This is a genomic window from Paenibacillus sp. FSL E2-0201 (genome assembly GCF_037963325.1).
In the GTDB taxonomy this organism is placed as follows: domain Bacteria; phylum Bacillota; class Bacilli; order Paenibacillales; family Paenibacillaceae; genus Paenibacillus_AQ.
Genome location: NZ_CP150154.1, coordinates 1721974 through 1745193, shown reverse-complemented (window position 1 = coordinate 1745193; position 23220 = coordinate 1721974). Strand labels below are relative to the sequence as shown.

The 23220-nt window shown below is 45.0% G+C and carries 17 protein-coding genes and 2 pseudogenes; 12 read left to right on the top strand and 7 right to left on the bottom strand.

Translation table 11 applies throughout. The features are described 5' to 3' along the window. Nucleotides 1–224: 224 nt before the first annotated feature. Nucleotides 225–2489: a glycoside hydrolase family 3 C-terminal domain-containing protein gene (locus NSU15_RS07760; RefSeq protein ID WP_339289811.1), complete on the bottom strand. Its 2265-nt coding sequence runs from the start codon at nt 2487–2489 to the stop codon at nt 225–227. A gap of 111 nt (nt 2490–2600) precedes the next feature. Between NSU15_RS07760 and NSU15_RS07755 the strand changes: the two genes are divergently transcribed. Further along, nucleotides 2601–3875, top strand: coding sequence for an AraC family transcriptional regulator (locus NSU15_RS07755; RefSeq protein ID WP_339289810.1), 1275 nt, complete (start codon nt 2601–2603; stop codon nt 3873–3875). 35 nt (nt 3876–3910) lie between these two features. Here NSU15_RS07755 and NSU15_RS07750 read toward each other — a convergent pair whose 3' ends face one another. Together NSU15_RS07750 and NSU15_RS07745 are read right to left on the bottom strand one after the other, a co-directional pair. After that, on the bottom strand, nt 3911–5071 hold the full coding sequence (locus NSU15_RS07750) for a serine hydrolase domain-containing protein (RefSeq protein ID WP_339289809.1): 1161 nt from the start codon (nt 5069–5071) through the stop codon (nt 3911–3913). A gap of 164 nt (nt 5072–5235) precedes the next feature. Then, nucleotides 5236–6069, bottom strand: coding sequence for a metallophosphoesterase (locus NSU15_RS07745; protein WP_042125333.1), 834 nt, complete (start codon nt 6067–6069; stop codon nt 5236–5238). A gap of 189 nt (nt 6070–6258) precedes the next feature. On the opposite strand from NSU15_RS07745, the gene NSU15_RS07740 reads away from it, so the two are divergent. From NSU15_RS07740 to NSU15_RS07725, 4 genes and pseudogenes are all read left to right on the top strand, one after another. Continuing rightward, nucleotides 6259–7911, top strand: coding sequence for a helix-turn-helix domain-containing protein (locus NSU15_RS07740; RefSeq protein ID WP_339289808.1), 1653 nt, complete (start codon nt 6259–6261; stop codon nt 7909–7911). A gap of 174 nt (nt 7912–8085) precedes the next feature. Beyond that, nucleotides 8086–9032: pseudogene (locus NSU15_RS07735) on the top strand (iron-hydroxamate ABC transporter substrate-binding protein). A 5-nt stretch (nt 9033–9037) separates the two neighbouring features. Beyond that, nucleotides 9038–10045: an iron ABC transporter permease gene (locus NSU15_RS07730; RefSeq protein ID WP_076119367.1), complete on the top strand. Its 1008-nt coding sequence runs from the start codon at nt 9038–9040 to the stop codon at nt 10043–10045. Continuing rightward, nucleotides 10042–11049, top strand: coding sequence for an iron ABC transporter permease (locus tag NSU15_RS07725; protein ID WP_339289807.1), 1008 nt, complete (start codon nt 10042–10044; stop codon nt 11047–11049). The genes NSU15_RS07730 and NSU15_RS07725 overlap by 4 nt, the downstream gene beginning before the upstream one ends. Before the next feature lie 246 nt (nt 11050–11295). Here the strand turns inward: NSU15_RS07725 and NSU15_RS07720 are convergent, their stop codons facing one another. Both NSU15_RS07720 and NSU15_RS07715 read right to left on the bottom strand, forming a co-directional pair. Further along, nucleotides 11296–11994: an SDR family oxidoreductase gene (locus NSU15_RS07720; RefSeq protein ID WP_076119363.1), complete on the bottom strand. Its 699-nt coding sequence runs from the start codon at nt 11992–11994 to the stop codon at nt 11296–11298. Continuing rightward, entirely contained in the window at nt 11991–12461 is a 471-nt protein-coding gene (locus NSU15_RS07715) for a VOC family protein (RefSeq protein ID WP_339289806.1), read from the bottom strand. Before NSU15_RS07715 ends, NSU15_RS07720 begins: the two co-directional genes overlap by 4 nt. Nucleotides 12462–12636: 175 nt before the next feature. On the opposite strand from NSU15_RS07715, the gene NSU15_RS07710 reads away from it, so the two are divergent. Genes NSU15_RS07710 through NSU15_RS07700 form a run of 3 tightly spaced genes read left to right on the top strand, consistent with a single transcriptional unit; the run spans nt 12637 to nt 15661 of the window. Beyond that, complete coding sequence (locus NSU15_RS07710) at nt 12637–13518, top strand: sugar ABC transporter permease (RefSeq protein WP_339289805.1); 882 nt, start codon at nt 12637–12639, stop codon at nt 13516–13518. Further along, nucleotides 13518–14357 carry a carbohydrate ABC transporter permease gene (locus tag NSU15_RS07705; RefSeq protein WP_042125319.1) on the top strand — a complete coding sequence of 280 codons (840 nt, stop codon included), beginning with the start codon at nt 13518–13520 and terminating at the stop codon, nt 14355–14357. Before NSU15_RS07710 ends, NSU15_RS07705 begins: the two co-directional genes overlap by 1 nt. Nucleotides 14358–14401: 44 nt before the next feature. Beyond that, nucleotides 14402–15661: an ABC transporter substrate-binding protein gene (locus NSU15_RS07700; RefSeq protein ID WP_339291280.1), complete on the top strand. Its 1260-nt coding sequence runs from the start codon at nt 14402–14404 to the stop codon at nt 15659–15661. A gap of 71 nt (nt 15662–15732) precedes the next feature. Here NSU15_RS07700 and NSU15_RS07695 read toward each other — a convergent pair whose 3' ends face one another. Beyond that, nucleotides 15733–16314, bottom strand: a complete 582-nt coding sequence (locus NSU15_RS07695) for a TetR/AcrR family transcriptional regulator C-terminal domain-containing protein (RefSeq protein WP_339289804.1) — start codon at nt 16312–16314, stop codon at nt 15733–15735. A gap of 204 nt (nt 16315–16518) precedes the next feature. On the opposite strand from NSU15_RS07695, the pseudogene NSU15_RS07690 reads away from it, so the two are divergent. The 3 genes and pseudogenes from NSU15_RS07690 to NSU15_RS07680 all read left to right on the top strand — a co-directional run. After that, nucleotides 16519–17025, top strand: a pseudogene (locus NSU15_RS07690) (MFS transporter); the annotation flags it as partial. Between the two features lie 36 nt (nt 17026–17061). Continuing rightward, nucleotides 17062–17292: a hypothetical protein gene (locus NSU15_RS07685; protein ID WP_339289803.1), complete on the top strand. Its 231-nt coding sequence runs from the start codon at nt 17062–17064 to the stop codon at nt 17290–17292. Nucleotides 17293–17705: 413 nt separating this feature from the next. Next, nucleotides 17706–20360 carry a cation-translocating P-type ATPase gene (locus NSU15_RS07680; RefSeq protein WP_339289802.1) on the top strand — a complete coding sequence of 885 codons (2655 nt, stop codon included), beginning with the start codon at nt 17706–17708 and terminating at the stop codon, nt 20358–20360. A 113-nt stretch (nt 20361–20473) separates the two neighbouring features. On the opposite strand, the gene NSU15_RS07675 is transcribed toward NSU15_RS07680, so the two are convergent. Continuing rightward, nucleotides 20474–20920, bottom strand: coding sequence for a V4R domain-containing protein (locus NSU15_RS07675; RefSeq protein WP_139328526.1), 447 nt, complete (start codon nt 20918–20920; stop codon nt 20474–20476). 335 nt (nt 20921–21255) lie between these two features. Here NSU15_RS07675 and NSU15_RS07670 point away from each other — a divergent pair, with 335 nt between their 5' ends. Next, nucleotides 21256–23187: an ATP-dependent DNA helicase gene (locus NSU15_RS07670; protein ID WP_339289801.1), complete on the top strand. Its 1932-nt coding sequence runs from the start codon at nt 21256–21258 to the stop codon at nt 23185–23187. The last annotated feature ends 33 nt before the right edge of the window (nt 23188–23220 follow it).

Sequence of the window (23220 nt, the reverse complement as noted above, 5' to 3'; positions counted from 1 at the left end):
GGATTTTTTATAATTAAATGTGCGATTAACAGGAGAATTTAGGATCTTTAATCCAATCCTCTGAAAACAAAAAAGCTACCTCTAAGGGTAGCCTTTGTCATAAAATAACGTTATTTGGAGAACGTTGAGGTTCACTCCCTCAAATTCCACTTCATATTTGATCTAAACTAACCATTAGATAACCATGGCCTGCAAGATTCTCCGAACTTCTTTGAATTGATCTCCTACTCCACAGCCAAAGCATTAAATTCTTGCAAATCCTTGGCTAAATCTTCTTCCGTGTATTTCCCTTGGCCGAATCCAATCAATGCCCGCAGCGGCATATATTTCATCATCGCCATGAACATATCTGGATTATCGCCCATCGCATCGCCTAACCCAAAAACACTGCTGAATTTCTTCACTTTATCTGCCGTACGTGGATTGTCTAGCAAATCACCAACGGTACTGTTGCGATGATATCGTAACGCAAGCGGAACTGTCGATTCCACTTCAATAGAAGCAGTCAGACGAATATCCCTTGAAGAGGAACCGATAGCAATGTCAAAAATGCCACTTTCCACATGCCAATCCTCAATGTTGACGTTGTAATAAGCAAAGGAACGTTTATCCAGTTCAAAAGCAACCTCTTGCTCTTCCTCAGGCTCAAGCGCTAGCTTCTGGAAGCCCTTAAGCTCCTTAAGTGGGCGGATTACGTTGCTCTCCACATCACTAACATAGAGCTGAACGATTTCTTTTCCAGCACGAGTACCTGTATTTTTGACGGTAGCCGTAACTTTTACGGACTCGTTATCTTTTATACTGCTCTTGGAAATTGTTAAATTACTGTATTGAAATTCTGTGTAGCTTAGGCCAAAGCCGAAAGGAAACAGCGGTTCAAGCTCTTTTTTATCATAATAACGATAGCCTACAAACAAACCTTCTTTATACTCTACTGTATCCCCTTCACCCGGAAAATTAAGAAAGGATGGATTGTCACTCAGCTTCATTGGGAAGGTCTCTGCCAGTTTACCGCTTGGACTAACCTCGCCAAACAATAGATCTGCAACTGCACCGCCAAAAGCCTGCCCACCTAGATAACCTTCAAGAATCCCCTTCGTTTTATGGATCCAAGGCATTTCTATGGGTGAACCATTGCTGAGCACGACAACGATATTGGTTTGCACCTCGGCCACTGCATCGATCAGTGCTTTATGGCTCTCTGGAAGTGACAAGTGACTGCGATCATACCCCTCTGATTCATAGTTATCCGGAAGTCCAAGGAACAATACGGCTATATCCCCTTTTGCCGCTGTATCCCGCGCCTCTTGCAGCAAGGCTTCATTAATTCCGTCATGATTCAGTTCATAACCTTGTGCATACAGCAGTTCGGCAGAACCTGCGAGAGCCTTCATCTCTTCAAAAGCGTCATCTAATTTCGTCGGATTCACATGTGAGCTGCCTCCGCCCTGATATCGTGGATTTCTAGCAAACTCACCTATGACCGCAATCGTTCCTTGTTTAGCTATCGGTAAAATATGATCCTCATTTCTAAGGAGCACCATGCTCTCCCGTGCCACTTCACGAGCCAGTTGGTGATGTTCTTCCGCATTAAATGATGCCTTATCTTTACGGTTCTCCACCGCCTTAAAAACAAAGGCAAGTAATCGCTCCACTGCAAGATCTAACGTTTCTTCAGCCAGCTCGCCGCTTTGTACTGCTGCGACAATCTTAGCATCACCAATTCCTCCGGTTGAAGGCATTTCCAGCTCCAGCCCTGCTTGCAGCGCCTTCACCCGTTCATTGACCGCACCCCAGTCGGAAACGACGAATCCCTCGTAGCCCCATTCTTCTCTAAGAATCTTAGTCAGAAGAAATTCACTCTCGGAAGCATACTCACCGTTCACTCGATTGTAAGAGCACATCACGCTCCATGGCTGACTATTCTTAACTGCGCCTTCAAAGCTAGCCAGATAAATCTCCCGCAGCGACCGCTCATCAACAACGGCATCAACAGACATTCTCCGGTGCTCCTGATTATTAGCGGCAAAATGCTTGAGTGAGGTTCCTACTCCTTCACTTTGCACACCTTTGATATGATTCCCGCCCATCTCCGAAGAAAGGTATGGGTCTTCCGAGAAATATTCAAAGTTACGGCCGTTCAATGGAGAGCGCTTAATATTTGTGCCCGGTCCAAGCAGAACGGCAACGTTCTCTGCTTGACACTCTTTCCCGAGTGCTTTACCCACACGCCCGATTAAATCCCGATCCCAAGAAGAAGCCATCCCTGCTGCTGAGGGAAAACAAGTCGCAGGTACACTATTATGGAGTCCGAGATGATCGGCGCTCTCTTTTTGCTTGCGTAAACCATGGGGTCCGTCCGTTACCATTAAAGAGGGGATTCCGAGTCGTTCAATGCCCTTCGTATGCCAGAAATCAAGCCCTGAGCAGAGTCCTGCTTTCTCCTCAAGGGTCATTTTTGATATGAGTTCTTGAATGTTGGTTTTCATAAAAATACCTCCTCTGAATGTATCTATCCCCATTTTAATCGACTTCATATTAGATTTATGGCATTATTATTGTATTTTTGGTATTCTGGTTGGGCGAGGAGGTTGAAAATATTGAATCATTTAGATGATCATGAAGGAGCGCAATATATCTGTAAAGTGTTGTATGAATCGCTGCATATTCCTGTGTTTCTGCTAGACGCCAATCGGAGAATTGAGCTAGCGCTGCCTTCCTCAACGGAGGGTGCCCCATGGGTTTATGACATTAATGAATTCCTTTCGGAAATTGCAGATTCTACTAAAAGAGAGAACAATTCTATTCTAGATCACTCCAATGCCTCCATACCGATCATTCGCACTACTAGTTTCCTAGAGAATTACATCCTTCTCCATCTGCCCTCTGACAGCAGTAACGGGGGAAGTATTGTGATCGGTCCTACACTGTATACTCAACTTTCAGAGAATAATATGACAAATCTGATGCGTGACCATGAGGTTCCACTCAGACTGCACGAGCAATGGATGAAATACTACCGCAGTTTAGCTGTGCTTAATAGAATGAGACTCAACCATACCGCTATGCTGCTATACTCGCTCGTCACTGGAAAGACGCTATCCCTTAGCGAACTCTTATTGAACACTCGAACTTTTGAACATAAACAGCCTCTCACAGACAGTTTAGACTTGGACGTTTCCTACCGACGTGAGAATACATGGCTGCACCACGAACCCATGCTGGAAAAAGCATTATTTCACCATATCAAAAATGGAAATAAGGCTGAGCTGCTTCGTGTCCAGGCAACCTTCTCTGAAGAGAATTACGGAGTACTCTCCAAGAAGAGCCATTTACGCAACAAAAAGAATCTGGCGATCTCCTGCATCACGCTTGCTACACGTGCCGCTATTGATGGAGGACTGTATTGGGAGATTTCTTATACCCTAAGTGACTTTCACATCCAGCATATCGAAGAACTAAAGGATATTCCTGCCGTAGATCATGCTATTCTTAATGCGCTTTGCGATTTCGCTGACCATGTCAAAGAGAGCCGAATGGCGAAATTCTCGCGCACCGTGGCCCTCTGTCAAAACTATATTTTCAACCACCTATATGAGGAACTCTCTTTAGATAAGCTAGCTGAAGTCGCAGGATTAAACAGGAGCTATCTCTCCCAATTATTTAAGAAGGAAACAGGATTCACGGTCAGTGATTTTATTCAATTCGAGCGGATTGTAGAAGCCAAACGATTAATCGAATTACCGGGCATTAGCTTATCGGATATCGCTTCGAGGCTACATTTCAATGACCAGAGCTATTTTACCAAAGTGTTTAAGAAGTATACCGGAACCACCCCTAAACAATTCAGAAAAAACTGGGAAAGTACGCTATAGGCATAAGAGACACGACTAAAAATCTAAAAAGATAATTAAAGATCAGTGATGGCTGCCAGAACAGTATTATTGAAGTAATCCACATACATATTTTTAAATGGCTTCTGGTGATCTAGCTCTACGGATAAATGTACTGTAACTGTCTGATAAACCGGATCCACACAGAGGAATGGACCTGCCGCACCCCAGTGTGAATAAGCTTCTGGAGAGAACAAATCTCCACCGTCACGCTTCGTGCCGTTAATCGCCCATCCGTAACCCCAATAGGCTTCAGGAAAAATCTCGTCTCTATATTGTGAGGATACGCCTGGAATTTGATTACGGGTCATTTCTCTCACTGTTACCGGACTAAGGAATCGTATTCCGTTATAAATCCCACCGTTAAGATACATCTGACCAAAGACAGCCAAATCCATCGCCGTTGAATAAGCGCCGCCCCCCGCAGAGACAGAATTCAGATTGTACTCACTGTCTACCCATTCCGCGCACGCTGCTTCTGGTGCACGTCTAACTACTTGGTCCCGTACTTCCATCGGCACACGATAATATGTATTTTCCATGCCAAGCGGTTTAAAGATATTTTCATTAACGAATACATCATAAGCTTGTCCACTCACTCGCCGGATGATTTCACCCAACAGCTCATAACCATATCCACAGTAAGACATGACTGTACCAGGCTCATTACTAAGCGGTGCATCATAACCGCCATATAAGTACTTATGTTGATCTGGGTCTTGATTTGGTTCGTGCGGAGGGTACTCCCCTTGCTCCTGTTTCGCTTGCCCATTTTGCCAAATGACCTCACCCTCCAGACCAGAGGTATGTGTTAACAAGTGATGTACGCATACCTTAGTTTTGCCTTCACCTGTAAATTCGGGGATGTAATCAGAAACAGGTCTGTTTAGACCTACTTTCCCTTGTTCCATTAACATCATAATAGCAGTTGCCGTAAACAGCTTTGTTATGGAGCATAGTGGATATATAGCATCCACAGTTAATTCCGCTGCGCCTGGCTCTGGACCGAATTTACCGTTCGCTTGATGGACTAGTAGTCCCCCCTTTCTCGCAGCAAGTATCACTTGTGCCGGTGTGATGTTGTCTTCAACCATTTGTGCAGCTGCTGTACGTATTCGCTCCACGCCGTAAGCCGACATCCCCGCCTGTTCTAGCCCATTAAATGATAGTCCTTTCATAGGTAGCCCTCCTAAATAATTTTATTCAATACATATATAAACTATTATACAAATATATTAAATAATCCTGCTTACTTGCTATTTTCCTGTTTGCCGATTATTAATAAAAAAAGCTGATCTCGGATTTTTCCGAAAATCAGCTCCAACAACGTTCTTTTTCTTCACTAAGTGACTGCTACTTTAAATGCGTCGACGTTTAATACCGATCCATTGATGGTCAATGTGGCATTATAATAGCCTCGATTCCCATTTGGCGTACATTTATAATCACCAGAACATCCGCACACGAAGAATTTAGTTTTCGTATAGCCAGGATAAATATTGGTAAGCTTCCGGTAAAACTTGTGCCCATGATGCGTAAAAATGGCAAGTATCTTATCTCTCACCTTCGCAGGAATAGCCCCAAAAAACTTAGCAGTTTCCGCCGCGCTTAATACATGGCTTGGATCAACCGTGATCCCGCTCACCTTTAAAGGCCAATGAAAATCAATAATATAAAAATGCTGATCATCTAAATTTTTCAATATATTAATACTGCCCGGAGTGAACTGCCCCATAGCACAATTAAGCCACACGTACTTCACCATACCCTGTGTCCCCGGAAAATTCATTTGCCCTTCCACTGCACCTAAATATTGCGTGAACAAGGACTGTGTACTAGCCTCCCAATTCCCTATAGATGCTTTATAAGGGATGCTCCCCAGCGTGCTTGTTACCGTATCTTTAAAATCCTTGTAGTAAGCATTTGCATTATTTCCATGATTCGCTCCCGCTTGCGTGTTATCTCCTCCAAAAATAACAAATCTCTTATTCCCGCTGCTTACTGCCTTTGGCAAAAGATTCTTAAAAATGCTAGCGCTATTCCCATATCCGACATGGCTGTCCCCAATAACCGCGAAGTTAATGGTCTGGGCTGTTGCTTTAGGATTCAGATTAGATTTGGGTTTAGGTCTGGAGAAAAGCTTGCGCTTCTTGGCTGAGGCTAACTGCTTTTTCATCTTAATCACCTCTTTAAAATGGATAAAGAATACCTGGTAGTATGTATATTCGATCCAATATGCTTTCTCTTGGACAGACAAATCTTTTAAAAAGGGAAGATGTTATAATTGGTTCCACAGAAGTCAATAATACTGTTCAATCCATAGATTTATAGTTTGAAAATATATTCAACTAACGGAGGCCTTATTTTGAATAACGTTATCCCGGAATGGGCCGAATCTCATTTTCCTTTATATAGCGCTGGCAGCATTCAATCGATGTATGGAACCTCAAATCTACCAAGAGCTCAGATCCATGAGAATCTAACCGTGCTGCTGGCCGTTGCCGCTGGTAAAGGGAGCCTTGAGGTCAATAATCTAACTTATGAGCTTACAGAAGGAAGCGTAATTCTACTCCCCGCTAATACTCATGCCGCTTTAATTACAAATCTTCAGCAGCCGCTTCATGTGTATAAGCTCACCATCTGGATTCAGGAGCAGACACAGGCCATACCTGGCGGTGCAATGATCCGAAAAAGCGAGATTGCTTCGGGTTCAAATATGCTGTTGTTTCCCTATGAGCCTGCGATTGTATCGAGTATCAGGGAGTTGTATCTCCACCGACTGCCAGATCGAGAAACACGCCATATACAGAATCAAATGCTCTTTCATCAAATTATTCTGCAATTATTAGAACAGCAGGAAGCCAGATATACAGTCAATGAGCAACCTTCGATGGAACGGAGCATTTCTTACCTGGAGAATCACTTTAGCGAAAAAATAACACGTGAGTACTTGGCCGCCATTGCGGGTGTAAGCAGCTCGCATTATTCAACGCTGTTCAAGCAGGTGGCAGGCTTCAGCCAAAGCGAATATCTGTCACGGCTACGGGTTCATAGTGCCAAGGAGCTTTTGCTTAACGGTTCAGGCACACTTAGGGAAATTGCGCTGAAGGTAGGCTACAAGGATGAATTTTATCTCAGTCGTCGCTTTAAGCTGCAGACAGGCGCATCTCCATCCGGTTACAGCCGAAGCTCGTTCCAGCGAGTTGCCGTAATGCTTACCCCTTATGCCAGTCATCTACTGTTACTTGGCTTAGAACCTGCGGTTACCATCTCTGAAAGCAGTGAATATCTGAATCTTTCGGATCAGGAACCACCGCAGTCGATGAAATTTATCAATACAAACAGCTCTGCTGAACAGATCAGGTCGCTATTACTTGAGGCCAACGTCGAATTGATTATTGCGGCGAAAGAACATCTGGAGGAATACGGATTGAAGGCTGGGCAACTGCGTGCTGTAGCACCGATTATGGAGATCTCTTGGAACGAAATCGGATGGAAAGATCAGCTGCGATTAATCGGCCGAGCCATTCAGCGGAGTGAACGGGCGGAGCAGTGGCTGAACGATTTTGAACAAGAAGAGCTAGAAGCCCGTGAAATAGTACAGCACAGCACAGTCGCTAATGATATCATCACCATTCTGGTAATCAAGCCTGAGGAGCTACTCGTTTACGGAGCAAGGAATGTAGGTTATGTGATGTACCAATCCCTTGGACTTAGAGCACCGACCTTGATTGACAACGAGATAAAAAGATTGGGAGATCAGTTCCATTCGATTTCGATCGGGGTTTCAGATCTTGCAGATTATGCAGGAGACCGAATTTTAGTCATTGTTTTTCCCGATGCCAAAGGATCTACTGCGCATACTGAAGCAATCTTTCAATCCCCTTATTGGAACCAGCTTCCCGCAGTGCAGCAGAAGAAAGTCCATTTACTTGATCTGGATGATTGGGTGCCTTATAACCCGGCTTCGATTCGTTTACAACTGGGACGTGCTGTAGCTTTATTCGGAGGCAAATAATAGTCCAAGCCTTTTTTCCAACAAAAAGGCATGGCTAGGCACATAAGTGATCCCTCTAATGATTACAAATGCGAATGATTCTCATAATCACTCTGAGGTATAGCTGAAGATTGATTTACACTTCTGGAATTGTTCCAAGAAACACTGTCATACAAAAAAGGGGAGACTTATTTAATGAGAAAGATATTTATTCCGTTTGTACTTATTATGGGGCTTGCACTCAGTGCTTGTGGGGGAAATCAGGCAAAAAATGAGGCTAGTCCTACAAACAACCCATCTTCTGCTCCTGCTGCAGAGTCAGAAAGTGCAACTTTTACTTATCAATCCGAAGACGGGCCTGTTGAGGTTCCAACACATCCTCAGCGTTCGTTGTACTCACCCGTTTTTTAACAGGTAATGTTATGGCACTGGGTGTGCCTGTTGTAGGCGTAGATGAAATGTCCAAAACCAACCCACGCTTTGAAGAACAGCTGAAAGACGTAGAAGCGGTTAGCGATGAAAGTCTGGAGAAAATCATTGAACTGCAACCCGATCTGATCATCGGGCTCTCCGATATTAAGAATATCGATAAATTCAAGCAAATCGCACCAACCGTTACTTATACTTATAATAAAGTGGATTATTTAACCCAACAGCTGGAAGTCGGCAAATTGGTGAACAAAGAAAAAGAAGCTCAAGCTTGGGTCGATGACTTTAGCGCCCGCACTAAAAAAGCTGGTGAAGAAATCAGAGCGAAGATCGGCGATAATGCAACTGTGTCTGTTATTGAGACCTTCAATAAACAATTATATGTTTACGGATATAACTTTGGCCGCGGAACTGAACTCCTCTATGGGGACTTCAAGCTTGGCATGCCAGAAACAGTAAAAGAAAGCACCAAAACGGATGGATTCTTTGCTGTCTCGACAGAAGTACTGAAGGATTATCTGGGCGATTACGTGATTTTCAGCAAGAACGCGGATGAGGATAATTCCTTCCAGAATACAGAAATCTACAAGAGTATTCCTGCCGTCAAAAATAATCATGTTTTCGAGGCTGATGCAAAAGCATTCTACTTTAACGATCCACTCAGCCTAGAGTACCAGTTGGAATTCTTTGAACAACAATTTCTTGGAAAATAAAGATCATGACTACGAAGCAAACTTCCATTCCATTTTTATATAAGCTGCTTGGTAGCGTGCTGGTAATGGTGATATGCCTCGTGATTGCTATGCTATTCGGGGCTAAAGAAACCACTTTCAATGACCTATGGCTTGCCATCACCTCAAATTCAAAAGCAGACAATGTCCTTATTCTGCGTGAAATCCGGCTGCCTCGCGAACTGGCCGCCATGCTAATCGGTGCCGCCTTTGCCGTATCCGGTGCTATCATGCAGGGGGTTACACGCAATCCGTTAGCCGACCCAGGCCTGCTCGGTCTGACCTCCGGCGCGAATATGGCGCTGGCTCTTACGTTTGTATTTCTGCCGGGACTGAATTATTTTGGTACCATGATTGCTTGTTTCTTTGGCGCTGCCCTAGGAGCCGTGCTAGTGCTTGTTCTCGGTTCTGTGCGCCAAGGTGGCTTCTCTCCGATTCGAATCGTACTCGCCGGTGCAGCGGTATCTGCCTTCCTGTATGCTATCTCAAGTGGCATAAGCATTGCCTTCAAAATATCCAAGGATGTATCCATGTGGACAGCGGGTGGATTGATCGGTACAACCTGGGGCCAGCTTCAGGCTATCGCACCCGTTATTCTCATCGGCATTGTGGTGGCATTAATATTTTCAAACCAGTTAACCATTCTTAGCTTAAGTGACGAGGTAGCCATCGGATTAGGACAAAATCTCGCTATGGTTAAAGGGATTCTATTTACTCTTATTATTCTGCTAACCGGAGCATCGGTCGCTCTAATTGGCGACATGGCTTTTGTAGGGCTGATGATTCCGCATATTGTCCGTAAGATTGTCGGTACCGATTACCGGTATATTTTGCCGATTTCGATCTTTACGGGTGCATCTTTCATGCTTCTCGCGGATACAATTGGACGGACAATTCATGCACCTTATGAGACGCCAGTGGTCGCCGTCGTAGCTATGCTTGGGCTACCTTTCTTCTTGTTTGTTGTTCGGAAAGGAGGTAAAACACTCTCATGATTTCCTCTGCACCCGTACGAAAGCAACGGATTATCCTATATGTATGCACCGGATTGATTCTGCTAACAGCAATCGTCAGCATGGGAATCGGATACTCCTCCCTATCTTTTGACAGACTGCTTCCGGTTCTGTTCGGGCATGGAACCTTTAAAGAGGACTTTGTATTATTCTCTGTAAGATTGCCGAGGATTCTGATTACACTGCTGGCAGGCATGGCCTTGGCGTTATCCGGTTCCATTCTGCAAAGCGTTACACGAAACGATCTAGCCGACCCCGGTATTATTGGTATCAACTCTGGCGCGGGTGTGGCTGTCGCTGTTTTCTTTCTTTTTTTCCCGGTTAGCGCTGGATCGTTCATTTATGCGCTGCCGCTGGTTGCTTTTATAGGGGCATTACTTACGGCAGCGTTAATCTATCTATTTTCATATAGTCGGACTAAGGGGCTTGATCCTGTTCGGTTGGTGCTAGTTGGGGTAGGGTTCTCCCTAGCGTTGTCTGGTGTTATGATCGTGATCATTTCGTCCGCGGATCGTGCCAAGGTAGATTTTATTGCAAAATGGATTGCAGGGAATATATGGGGTACAGATTGGCCGTTCATCTGGGCTTTACTGCCTTGGTTGATCCTGCTAGTTCCCTTTACCCTGTACAAATCACAGCGACTCAACCTGCTCAGTCTTAGTGAAATATCCGCCATTGGTGTCGGCCTGAATCTGGAACGTGAACGTATCGTCCTGATTCTCACGGCTGTCGCAGCTTCCGCCTCAGCAGTATCCGTCACAGGCGGGATCGCCTTTATCGGGCTGATGGCTCCGCATATTGCAAAATCGCTAGTGGGCCCGCGCAATCAGATGTTTATTCCCGTCGCTGTATTGCTTGGCGGCTGGTTGCTTCTGATCGCAGACACTGTTGGCCGTAATCTCGTCGATCCTGACGGTATCCCGGCAGGGATCATGGTGTCGCTAATCGGCGTACCTTATTTCGCTTATTTATTGCTTAGGAAATAAGCAGTTCTCTTTACTTACAACTCCTATTTATATAAGTTGAACTTAAAAACATTCTAAAAAGGAAAAGTGAAGGAGGGGAAGTTTGGAACTGTAGGAGCGCTAGCGACCGCCTTTGTCACCGGATTTCCACCGCGAAGAGTGGTATCTAATCAAGAAATCTGGTGACAACAGCGGCCGAAAGTCCAAACATTCACCGCAGTCACGCACTTACCTTAATAGAATAAATTTTAATTTCAACTGATATACTCAAATCTTCATATCCTTACCCGTATAATCCACAAACATGAAATGACCTTCAGGTGTAGTCCGCTTCTCGATCAGGTTAAGGATCCCTTCGGCACTTTGATTTGGATTTGTCGGTGCCTCTGCCCCGCCCATATCTGTATGCATCCAGCCGGGATGCACGCTAAGCACTTGAATTCCGCGTTCTTTTACATAAACATGCAGCTGCTGTGAGAACATATTGAGCGCTGTTTTGGAAATGCCATATGGATAGTCGTTTGGATATGCATTAGTGATGCTGCCTGCTTCCGACGATACATTGATGATCGAGCATTCAGATTCCGTAAGTAGCGGCAGGAAATGCTTAACCACTCGCATTGGTCCATACAGATTAATATCCATTGTTGTAAGCATATCTTGGAAATCCAACGTTTCAATCGATGTATCCCGGGCACTGAGCACCGCCGCATTATTAATAATGGCACCCAGCGTCCGCCCTTGTTTTTGTAGACTAGCAGCCAGTGCTGCGATTCCCGCTTCATCCGTCACATCCAACGCTGCGACAGTTAGCTTATCTCCGTAGGTTTCAGCAAGCTGGGATAACGCTGTTTGATCCTGATCAGGACGGCGAACCCCAGCGATCACTCCATGACCACGCTTTAATGCCTCAGCCGTCAGTTCATACCCCAATCCGCGTCCGGCACCGGTAATTATAATATTCATAATGAGTCCTCTCCTTTATCCTTGTCGTTCTCTAGCAGCTCTACGATTACCTTTAACTCCTTGAACGTATCCATATAAGCATAACGCCCTCCGGTATACTCACCCTTTTGCTGGAGCGGGAAGCCTTTGCCTTCGAGCAGCATAATCTTCTCCTTCATCCCTTCAACCACAAAAGCAATATGATGAGGCCCTTCCCCATGCTCATTCAAGTAATCACGCCATGTGCTCGGCTCATGATCCGGCTCAATCAGTTCCAACTGCAAGGACCCCATATCAAAAAAAGCCAGCTTTGCCCGTGCCTGCGTCGCCAAGCCCTTATGACGGGTCTGCGCAATATCTTCTGTATCAGTAACGATAATTTCCGGCTTCTTCAGTCCAAAAAACTCCGCATATGCCGTACTTACCTTCTCAACATCATTCACCAAGATTCCAATCTGCGTAACAAAATTGCTAAGCAATCCTGACATCTGTTCAACCTCCTATTTGTCTGACAAGTCCACCATACTGATTCTTTGAAAGGGCTGTCAAGCCTGAGAAGAAATCATTCTGAAGCAGAGCGGATTTCTAGCCTGCTTGTTTCGGTTAATCACCAATCCGGTTATAGAATGAAAAGTTTACATTAACAAAAAGGGGTGAGGAACGATGGACTATAGAAAAAGATCACGCCTGATACAACAGTTTGTTTTTGTCGGGCCAACTTCCCTGTTTTTCTTTATTATTGTGCTGATTCCTTTCTTTCTGGGACTCTATTATTCATTTACCAGCTGGAACGGAATCTCGCGTCATGTGGAGTGGACCGGGCTCCGGAATTATCTACATATCTTCACTAAAGATCCTTCCTTTCTTAATTCTTTCTGGTTCACAGCGAAGTTCACTTTCTTTGGTTTAGTACTGACCAATCTGCTCGGCTTTGCACTCGCTTATGTGCTGACCCGCAATCTGTTTACGCGCAATGTTCTAAGAACGGTATTTTTTGTCCCTCATGTCATCGGCGGACTATTGCTCGGGTTCATTTGGCAGTTTATTTTTGTTAGAGGATTCTCTTCTATCGGACAAGCTACCGGTTGGTCCTTCTTCAATCTTCCATGGCTGGGCACCGGAGGGACGGCCTTCTGGGCGATTGTGATCGTATTTGTCTGGCAAAATGCAGGGTACCTGATGGTCATCTACATCTCCGCAATCAACAACGTTCCCAAAAGCCTGATTGAAGCCTCGAAGGTGGATGGCGCTGGACGTTTTCAGGCTTTACGCCATGTCACCATCCCGCTCGTTATGCCAGCTGTAACCGTCTGCCTGTTCCTGTCGATCTCCTGGTCGTTTAAGCTATTCGACCTTAACCTGTCGCTGACCAAGGGCGGCCCCTTCAAAGCTACCGAATCTGTAGCGTTGAATATTTATAATGAGGCCTACACGATCAGCAGGTTCGGTATGGGCTCGGCCAAAGCAATGATTTTCTTCGTCATCGTAGCTGTGATCTCCCTGCTGCAGGTTAGAGCAACCAAGAAAAGAGAGGTGGAGCTGTAATGGAGACTACTGCCAAAAAATTCAACGTGCCTCTGCTTCTCGTCGAAGTGATTGTGATCCTGCTAGGTCTTCTATTCCTGGTGCCATTTTACTTTTTGCTAGCGAACTCAGTAAAAAGCTATAGTGAGATTCTTTCAGATTCTGCTGCGCTGCCTACCGCGTTCCAGTGGAGCAACTACGCCGAAGCTTGGAAAGCTACCAATTTCCCTCGTGCCTTCCTGAACTCTTTTATCATCACGGTGGTTAGTAATATTCTGCTAGCGTTCCTCTGCTCTATGTGTGCCTATAAAATGGTCCGCAATAACAGCTTGTACAACCGCATGCTTTATATTGCATTAGTAGCCGCTATGGTTATCCCGTTTCAGTCGATCATGATTCCGCTGGTGCAGGTCGTCAGCGGAATCGGGGTTATGGATTCAACCGCTGGTTTGATCTTAGCCTATCTTGGATTTGGCGCCCCGATGACTGTGTTTCTGTTCCATGGCTTCGTCAAATCGGTACCTCTTGATATTGAAGAGGCTTCAAGGGTGGATGGCAGCAGTCCTTACGGCACTTTTTTCCGAATTGTACTTCCGCTCATGCAGCCGATTATTATCACCGTCATCATTCTAAATACCCTGTGGATCTGGAACGATTACCTGATGCCTTCACTTATTCTGCAGGACCCGGGGCTTCGCACCATTCCCATCGCCACTTATAGCTTTTTTGGACAATATACGAAGCAGTGGGATTTGGCACTTCCGGGACTCGTGCTCGGGATTACGCCCGTGGTCATCTTTTTCCTAGTCATGCAAAAATATATTATTGAAGGCATTGCCCAAGGCTCCGTAAAGGGCTAACGATACACGTTACTTTCAGCCAGAGAGGATGAATGAATATGAGAATACAACGTGGAATTCTCCTCGCATGCTCCCTGCTGCTGGCTACCCTGACAGCCGGCTGCGGACGCAGCAGCGACAATGCAAATGGAGTCAAAACCGTGCATATCTACCAGTTCAAGGTTGAAATATCCGAAGCGCTGGCTTCGCTTAAGACTGAATTCGAGAAGGAACACCCCGATATTAAACTGGAGATTCAGAGCGTGGGTGGCGGTACCGATTACGGTGCTTCCCTACGCGCCAAATTCTCTTCCGGAGATGAACCGGATATCTTCACCATCGGCGGCAACAATGAAAGAGATATGTGGCTCGAATATCTTGAGGATCTGAGCGGTGAAGCTTGGGCTAAGGATGTAAAGCCGCTTGCAGCAGAACAAATGACCATAGATGGAAAGCTCTATGGCATGCCGATGAATCTGGAAGGCTACGGCTTCATCTATAATAAGGATCTGTTTAAGAAGGCCGGCATCACAGAGAAGCCATTGACCCTAACCGCACTACGTGAAGCCTCCGAGAAGTTAAAGTCGGCAGGGATCACACCTTTTGCCAATGGGTACCAGGAATGGTTCGTGCTCGGCAATCATAATGTGAACGTAGCTTTCGCTCAGCAACCAGATCCCGAAGCGTTTATCGCCGGACTTACAGACGGCTCCAAGACCTTTGCCGGAGATCCTATTTTCTCCAAGTGGATCGATCTACTCGACCTTACTGTTGAATATGGCAACAAGAACCCGCTCTCGACCGACTATAATACCCAAGTCACTATGGTAGCGAGCGGCGAAGCCGCAATGATGCAGCAGGGCAACTGGACACAAGGACAGATCGACGGCATTGATTCCAATCTTAATCTGGGCATCCTGCCGATGCCCATTGATGACACACCCGAAGATAACGACAAGCTGTATGTAGGCGTGCCAAGCAATTGGGTGATCAATAAGAACTCCCCCGTCAAAGAGGAGGCCAAGGTCTTCCTGAATTGGCTCGTCACCTCCGAGACGGGGAAAAAATATATCACCAAGGAATTCCAGTTCATCCCTGCGCTCGACAACATTAAGGGAACCGAAGAAGATCTTGGAGCACTAGGTGCTGAGGTGCTGGCCTATACCGATAATGATCAAGCGCTGACCTGGAACTGGACCCGCCTGCCGAACGGGATGCCGCAGGAATTATCCAGCAGCATTCAAGGCTATCTCGGTGGCAAGCTGACCAAAGAAGGCATGCTGAAGGAATTCCAAGTCAACTGGGATAATCTCAGTGTGCAGTGATTTACCCGCTCTGTACACATCAAAAGCCGCGCAACGTTGCGCGGCTTTTTCTTTTGAGCGTATTCATTTGGCTAGTTAGCGCGCAGCATACTGATTTGTCTGGCTAGATATACCGGAGTATAAGGCATGTCATCTCGAAGCCAAGAAATAACCGTGCCAATTAGGGCGGCTGAACCGTACCAAACGGCAATGTCCTTCTGTATGGGCATCTTGGAATGATCAGCGGCGCCCTCCTTTTTCTCCTGATGTGCAGAAATGATTTCCGCCATCAAGTCAAACAGGCGATCTGTAAAAATCGGGCTTCGTTTCGATGTGAGTATTACTTTGTAGAATTTTGCATTTTCCGCAATATGCTTTAGCAGACTCTCTAATATCCTTAAATTCTCTTCCTCAACCGACTCGTTATGGTTGTCATCGTTGTTCACTACTTGTAGAATGTCCTCCACCATCTCATCCGCCATCTTTTCCAACATATCCGGGAGATCGCGATAATGCAGATAAAAAGTAACACGATTGATTTTAGCCCGCTCTGCAATACGGTTTACTGATATTTTCTCAATATCCATTTCCTCCAGCAATTCAATCACAGCATCTCTAAGCAATTGACGTGTACGAAGTACCCGGGGATCTGTACGTTGCGTTGTGTTATTCATCTTACTCTCTCCAATCTTTAACTAACTTATCGTAAACTACATTTTTTTAAAAATTGTTGTTTTTTTATGAGAAAACACTACAAATTTAAAATGAATGTAAACTATTTTACATTTTTTCGCAAATCGTTGCTTGATTACTTGAAAATTTCATTTATAATCTAATTCATGCATTGTAAACTATACAACACACTGTAAATTTAGTCCATGATCGACGATTTGAAAGGATGGAGTGGAGTGAGTACAAAGACAGAAGTAACAAGCAGTTCCGTAAAAAAGGGACCCATCTTATTCATCATGATATTGGGCGCCTTTCTTGCGACACTGAATCATACGGTAATGAGCGTAGCCGTTCCCGAATTTATGCATGATTTCAATATTTCGGCTGCAACCGCTCAGTGGCTAACAACAGGCTATATGCTGGTGAACGGGGTTCTAATCCCAATTACCGCTTATTTGATGCAACGGTTTACGACGCGAGAACTTTTTCAAGCTTCTATGTTTATATTTCTGGCCGGAACGATCGTCTCGGCAATCGCGACAAACTTCCCTATTCTGCTGACCGGGCGTATGATTCAGGCTGCCGGGGCCGGGATTATCATGCCACTGCTCACGAATGTCATCTTGACCCTGTTCCCTCCTGCAAAAAGAGGGGCTGCCATGGGAATGGTAGGGTTAGCTATTATTTTTGCACCTGCCATTGGACCTACTCTGAAACGCTGACCGTATCCAACGAGGCGAATCATACGGATGGTTCATACGGTTAACCATGCCGAAGGTGTATGGAAGACTATGACAAAGGCGGAAGCTTCCGCAGAATTAGCTGAGGCCAATAATTATCTTAAACAAATCACGAATAAAGTGCTGTCGTATCAGGTGCAGGTCCACCAATCCAATTCGCAATGTCGGATAATGTTGTCCCCATTTGTACACTCATTGCAGAAACATCTTTTCTTGGTATTAATCGCCTCCATTCTGTGAACGCTTACATATATACTCACATTATTTTACCTTCCGATTCTATCCACTACTATACTGATACTAAAGGCGTTACCCCATAATCATAGGAAAACACACGCAGGATCCAGGAATTCCTTATGTCTTCCCATGTAATAAGACTTCTTCATAGGTAATCCAATACTATTCATTAAAAAGATTTCACAATATAGACGATTACGAATGATCTTTTTTTAGATATGCGCATACTAAGCTCCATATTTTGAAACTTGCGCCAAGTTAAATCGTAAGTTTGAAGATAGGTCCTGAAGTCTACTGATTTGACGAACTGATATACCATACTTGTGTAGAACACGCAGTTATGTGCACTTATGCAGTAAATCGAAGCTTATGAGACCTAAACAAAGACACAGCACAGCGGAGAGGAGCTATCATTAGTGGAGTATTACCGCAAGAATGTAACAGACAGTTTACAGGAAGTGCAGAGTACAACTAACGGGCTTACGTCGGCAGAAGTCAGCAAACGACTGGAACGTGATGGTTACAATGAATTAAAAGGAAAGAAAAAAGATCCCCTCTGGAAGCTTTTTCTTGAAAATTTCAAGGACCCTATGGTGGTCGTACTGCTTATTGCGGCCATTGTCCAGATTGTTATGGGCCAAGTTATGGAGTCGCTTATCATTTTCCTCGTGTTGATTCTCAATGCAGTTATAAGTGTCATCCAAACACGTAAAGCGGAGAGTTCACTTGATGCCCTGCAGCAGATGTCGGCACCCGAGGCTAAAGTGTTACGGGATGGAGCCTTAAAAACCGTCCCTGCCAGAGAGCTTGTTCGCGGTGATATCGTATTACTGGAGGCTGGAGATTTTGTACCTGCCGACGGCCGTATCATAGAATCGGGAAGCTTGAAGATCAATGAAGGCATGCTGACCGGAGAATCCGAAGCTGTAGAGAAGCATACGGATACCATCGCGAAGGAATCTCCACTCGGGGACCGTCGTAATATGGCGTTTAGCGGTTCTTTGGTTGTATATGGCCGTGGAACGCTTGTAGTAACAGGAACTGCACTGACAACCGAAATCGGCAAAATCGCTGAACTCATTGAGAGCGCCGAAGCCAAGCAGACGCCACTACAGCGTAAGCTCGAAACCTTTAGCAAGCAGTTGGGTGTAGCGATTATCGTGCTGTCCGTTTTGATCTTTGCCATCCAAGCCGGACGTGTTTGGCTGTCGAATGATACAGTGGATACCACGGAAGCCATTCTGAATGCCCTAATGTTTGCAGTCGCTGTGGCAGTCGCCGCTATCCCTGAAGCTCTCTCCTCGATCGTAACGATTGTCTTATCCGTAGGTACGAATAAAATGGCTAAGCAACATGCGATTATTCGTAAGCTGCCTGCCGTCGAAGCACTTGGATCAACCAGTGTCATCTGTACGGACAAAACCGGCACCCTGACCCAGAATAAAATGACGGTTGTAGATTACTTTTTACCGGAAGGTGACCGTGATCAATTCAATCGAGAGCCCGAAGAATGGTCTGAGGAAGCCCGGCGCCTCCTACACATTGCCGTGCTCTGTAACGACTCTAACATTAATGAGGATGGTAAAGAACTGGGCGATCCAACTGAGGTGGCACTTATTGCCTTCAGTAACAGCATGAACAAAGATTACAAGGAAATACGCGACAATTTCCCTCGCGAAGCCGAACTTCCTTTTGACTCGGATCGCAAGCTGATGACGACCTTACACACTTTTAACGGACAAAAAGCAATGATCACCAAAGGCGGACCGGATGTACTCTTTAGTCTTTGTACGCATGTACTACTAAGTGGACAAGAAGTGCCGATGACTCCGGAAGTTCTTGATCGTTTCATTGAAGCCAATGAGGAATTCTCCAGCAGAGCACTACGTGTACTTGCCTATGCTTACAAAACTGTACCCAATACGGTCACTGAAGTCGGGCTGGAGGATGAACAAAACCTGGTACTCGTAGGTTTAACAGCTATGATTGATCCCCCTCGGGAAGCTGTCTATGGTGCGATCGAAGAATCTAAGAAGGCTGGAATTCGGACCATCATGATTACTGGTGATCATAAGACAACCGCACAAGCGATTGGACGCGATATCGGCCTGATGACCGAAAAAGAAATTGCCGTAACCGGTCAAGAGCTCGATGCCATGTCTGACGAAGAACTGGATAATAAGCTTGAGCAGATTGGTGTATACGCCCGAGTCTCCCCGGAGAACAAGATCAGAATTGTCCGTGCGTGGCAGCGAAAAGGCAAAATTACAGCCATGACCGGTGATGGCGTAAATGACGCACCTGCCTTGAAGCAAGCAGATATCGGTGTTGCTATGGGCAGTGGAACCGACGTTGCTAAAGATGCGGCTGCCATGATTTTGACCGATGATAATTTTGTATCGATTGTTAATGCTGTATCTGTGGGCAGAACGGTATTCGACAATATCAAAAAAGCGATCGCCTATTTATTTTCAGGTAACCTGGGTGCGATTATCGCCATACTCTTTGCCCTGATTTTCGACTGGATTAATCCCTTCACGGCGATTCAGCTTCTATTTATCAACCTGGCGAATGATTCTCTCCCAGCCATTGCGCTTGGTATGGAGAAACCTGAACCTAATGTGATGAATAGAAATCCAAGAGAACTCAAGGAAGGTATATTTGCTGGAGGAATGATGCAGGCTATTATTACCCGTGGTCTACTGATTGGTATAGCCGTAATTGTATCCTTGTATATCGGACTCCAGCATTCCCCTGATATGGGCGTGGCTATGGCGTTCACAACCCTGATTCTGTCTCGTACGCTTCAGACCTTTGCCGCCCGCTCGAACAGTCAAACCGCTATTGAAGCTGGCTTTTTCAGCAACAAATACGTCATCGGAGCTGTTCTGGTCTGCTTTGCCTTTTATGGCATTGCGGTTCTACCTGGGGTTAGAGAAATCTTCTCGATTCCAGCTTCGTTCGGAATGTCCGATTGGCTGATTGCAAGTGGTCTGGCACTCGGCGCCGTCATCCTAATGGAATTGACGAAGGTTATTCGTAGAGCGTTTACTCCTAAATCAGCTTCTTAATCACAATTGACCGAAAAGACAGAACAGCGATTCTCCAAGGATGGAGGATCGCTGTTCTTCTGTTGTTTACAGATCTGACTAAAGCAGCCGTATTATAAATATCACGAATTTTTTTAATATTTGACTATGTATTCACAACATTCATCCCCATGAACATTACACTTCACTTCCCGGACGGAAACTCGTTTCCCACGTATTTTGGTAAGTGCTCCTTCGATAATGGCCCCCTCCAGGTCACATACCATTTTCCCTTCCATAACAGGTAACCCTTCGCAGAAACAATCATGTACTGCTATCGACATCCCCTTGTCATCTTCATGGGTTATTACAGGGATCCCTATCTTCAATTGTTCGAATAACCGAAAGAGTTCATTAACCGAGGTGACACCAAACTCTTCCCCAATTTTTCTTCCTATGGTCAACGTTGTACCCTTACCATTCATGGGTAACGCTTGATATAATCCAATAAGTCTAATCGTTCTGAAAAGCTCTAAGGGTACAGCATCCCCCAAATTTTCTCTCTTTATTTTTTTCATATCTGTAAAAGTAAAATGATCCATGCCCGTAGCCTCCAAAATTCTTATGTCATTTATATTTCAAATTTAATTGATATATTGAGTATAAACGTATCCAATAAATGCTTTGTGATCCTACGCACTTCCTATCCCTAATGATTGGAAGAACTAAGATCAAAAATCATTATTTTATATTCCGACACTTGACTGTTAGCGCTTCATCTACGATAATTACAACCTCACCCAAAAAACTGGGACTGGAAGAAAATTGATAATGAAAAGAGGCGGTCGTTATTAGCTGGTTAAGTGATCTCTATAAATTACAGAAGCAGGAGCTAAAAAAGGATATCGAGCCCTCTTTAGTCAATGCCATCTTTCGGATGTATGATAGATTTCCCAGGATTGGACTTAAAGAGCGGATCGGTCAACAGGATATGTCTCTGGATATCGCTGATACTTATATTAACGGCCGAAACGCAATGATTGAAGCTGGAGTCGGCATCGGCAAGTCCTTTGCATACCTCATTCCCAGCCTGCTCATAAACCAAATCGCAAGGCAACCGATCATTATTGCAACATCCTCCATACAACTTTCAGAACAGATACATAAAGATCTGAGATTCATCGGAAGCCGGCTCGGTTTTACATCGGTTCGCTCCGTAGTCGGAAAAGGCATGGGGCAATATGCTTGTCGGTACAGAGCTGCAGAATTGTTCAAGACTGATGATTCAAGCTCCCCTCTATCTACACTTGCCCAGCGTATTTTGAATTACGAAATTGATGAGAGAGCAGATATTAAAGGCGGGGTTAGGGATGCAGTATGGTCTAACGTTTGTGTGAATGATTGCAAATTTGAACGTTGCCATTATAAAAGTACATGTTCGTTCTATGAGATGAGAGCGAAGATTAACGCTAACGCCAGCGACATGGATTTTATTATCGTCAACCAGGACCTGCTCATCCGTGATTTGATCAAGAAAAAAGAGGGAACAAAGGGTTTAATCACTGAACAGCCAGCTCTGATCGTAATTGATGAAGCTCATAATCTGGAAGCAAAGGTTAGAGATGCAAGAACGCTTGAGTTTACATTCCGGGGAACCTGCCGCATGCTGGATGACGCCTTACAAATTCTCTTCAAGCAATCCGCAGATACGGATCTAATGTCACAATTCAAATTTTTAAAAAGATGTGTTGGTCATATTTTCAAACAAGTTGAGGCGGATTTGCTGCAAACAGCCAAGCAAGACAATGACCGCATAAAAGTGTCGGAGATAACAGGAATTTCCTTACGACGAGCGGCACAGGTTCTAAAAGAGGTTAATCTCAGCGTTTCCGTCTTAACTTCCAAGCATGAGCGGGAGATCGACAATATTTTCGAAGCCATAAACGGACTTATAGATCTCTTTGACGTCCTCGCCGGAGTGGAGGATAACTATCTGATCTGGGCAAGTAATACCCAGCGGGAAGCTACCATTAGTATCTGTCCTAAAGGTATAAGCAAGTTTCTGAGATATACCTTATTTAACGGGAAGACATCTGTTATCTTAACATCAGCAACGATGTGCCAGACCGGCGAAACACTAGAGGAGCAATATGCATATCTGACGCAATCCCTCGGTTACAAAGGAGATTATATGGAGCGTCAGGCTTCACCTTTTGACTATGACAACCACACCATGATGTATATTGCCAAGGACATCCCATACTATAACCATCAGAACCGGGAAAGTTATCTTGAAGCGGCATACAAGGAAATGCTAAGACTCTGTAATTTAACGGACGGGCGAACATTGGTCCTTTTTTCAGCTAAAGAGGATATGAAGTACATTCATAATAAATTAAACTCCGAGAAGCTTGCATGGGCGGTGCATGTTCAAAGAGAAGGATCGTCCCAGGACGGGGTGATCGCTGAATTCCGGGGAAGTAAGGGCGTCCTTCTAAGTACCGGTGTATTCTGGGAAGGCGTGAATATCGAAGGTTCCGATTTGTCGCAGTTAATTATTTTCCGACTGCCCTTCCCGGTTCCTTCCGATCCTGTCTATGAACATAAGGCATCTTTAGCAGAGAATCCCTTAAAAGATGTTTTTGTACCGGACATGCTGCTTCGCTTAAGACAAGGAACCGGGCGTCTGATCCGTAGTGAAACTGACCTCGGAGTACTCAGCATACTTGACTCCCGTCTGTCCACTGCCGCCAAAAAGGATTACCGGGAAAAGGTACTGGGATCTTTGCCATTTAAAAAGGTTATCGAGGATTTTAGAGTTCTGGAGAAGTTTGTTAAAGAAAAAGGGATACAACTTAGTAAAAAATAGAAACGGCTTTGCCGCCCTCTAAGGCACGCGTAT

Coding starts and splice junctions, on each gene's coding strand:
- NSU15_RS07760 (WP_339289811.1), bottom strand. CDS start 2,489: ATGAAAACCAACATTCAAGAACTCATATCAAAAATGACCCTTGAGGAG.
- NSU15_RS07750 (WP_339289809.1), bottom strand. CDS start 5,071: ATGAAAGGACTATCATTTAATGGGCTAGAACAGGCGGGGATGTCGGCT.
- NSU15_RS07745 (WP_042125333.1), bottom strand. CDS start 6,069: ATGAAAAAGCAGTTAGCCTCAGCCAAGAAGCGCAAGCTTTTCTCCAGA.
- NSU15_RS07730 (WP_076119367.1), top strand. CDS start 9,038: ATGACTACGAAGCAAACTTCCATTCCATTTTTATATAAGCTGCTTGGT.
- NSU15_RS07725 (WP_339289807.1), top strand. CDS start 10,042: ATGATTTCCTCTGCACCCGTACGAAAGCAACGGATTATCCTATATGTA.
- NSU15_RS07720 (WP_076119363.1), bottom strand. CDS start 11,994: ATGAATATTATAATTACCGGTGCCGGACGCGGATTGGGGTATGAACTG.
- NSU15_RS07715 (WP_339289806.1), bottom strand. CDS start 12,461: ATGTCAGGATTGCTTAGCAATTTTGTTACGCAGATTGGAATCTTGGTG.
- NSU15_RS07710 (WP_339289805.1), top strand. CDS start 12,637: ATGGACTATAGAAAAAGATCACGCCTGATACAACAGTTTGTTTTTGTC.
- NSU15_RS07705 (WP_042125319.1), top strand. CDS start 13,518: ATGGAGACTACTGCCAAAAAATTCAACGTGCCTCTGCTTCTCGTCGAA.
- NSU15_RS07695 (WP_339289804.1), bottom strand. CDS start 16,314: ATGAATAACACAACGCAACGTACAGATCCCCGGGTACTTCGTACACGT.
- NSU15_RS07685 (WP_339289803.1), top strand. CDS start 17,062: ATGGTTCATACGGTTAACCATGCCGAAGGTGTATGGAAGACTATGACA.
- NSU15_RS07675 (WP_139328526.1), bottom strand. CDS start 20,920: ATGGATCATTTTACTTTTACAGATATGAAAAAAATAAAGAGAGAAAAT.
- NSU15_RS07670 (WP_339289801.1), top strand. CDS start 21,256: ATGTATGATAGATTTCCCAGGATTGGACTTAAAGAGCGGATCGGTCAA.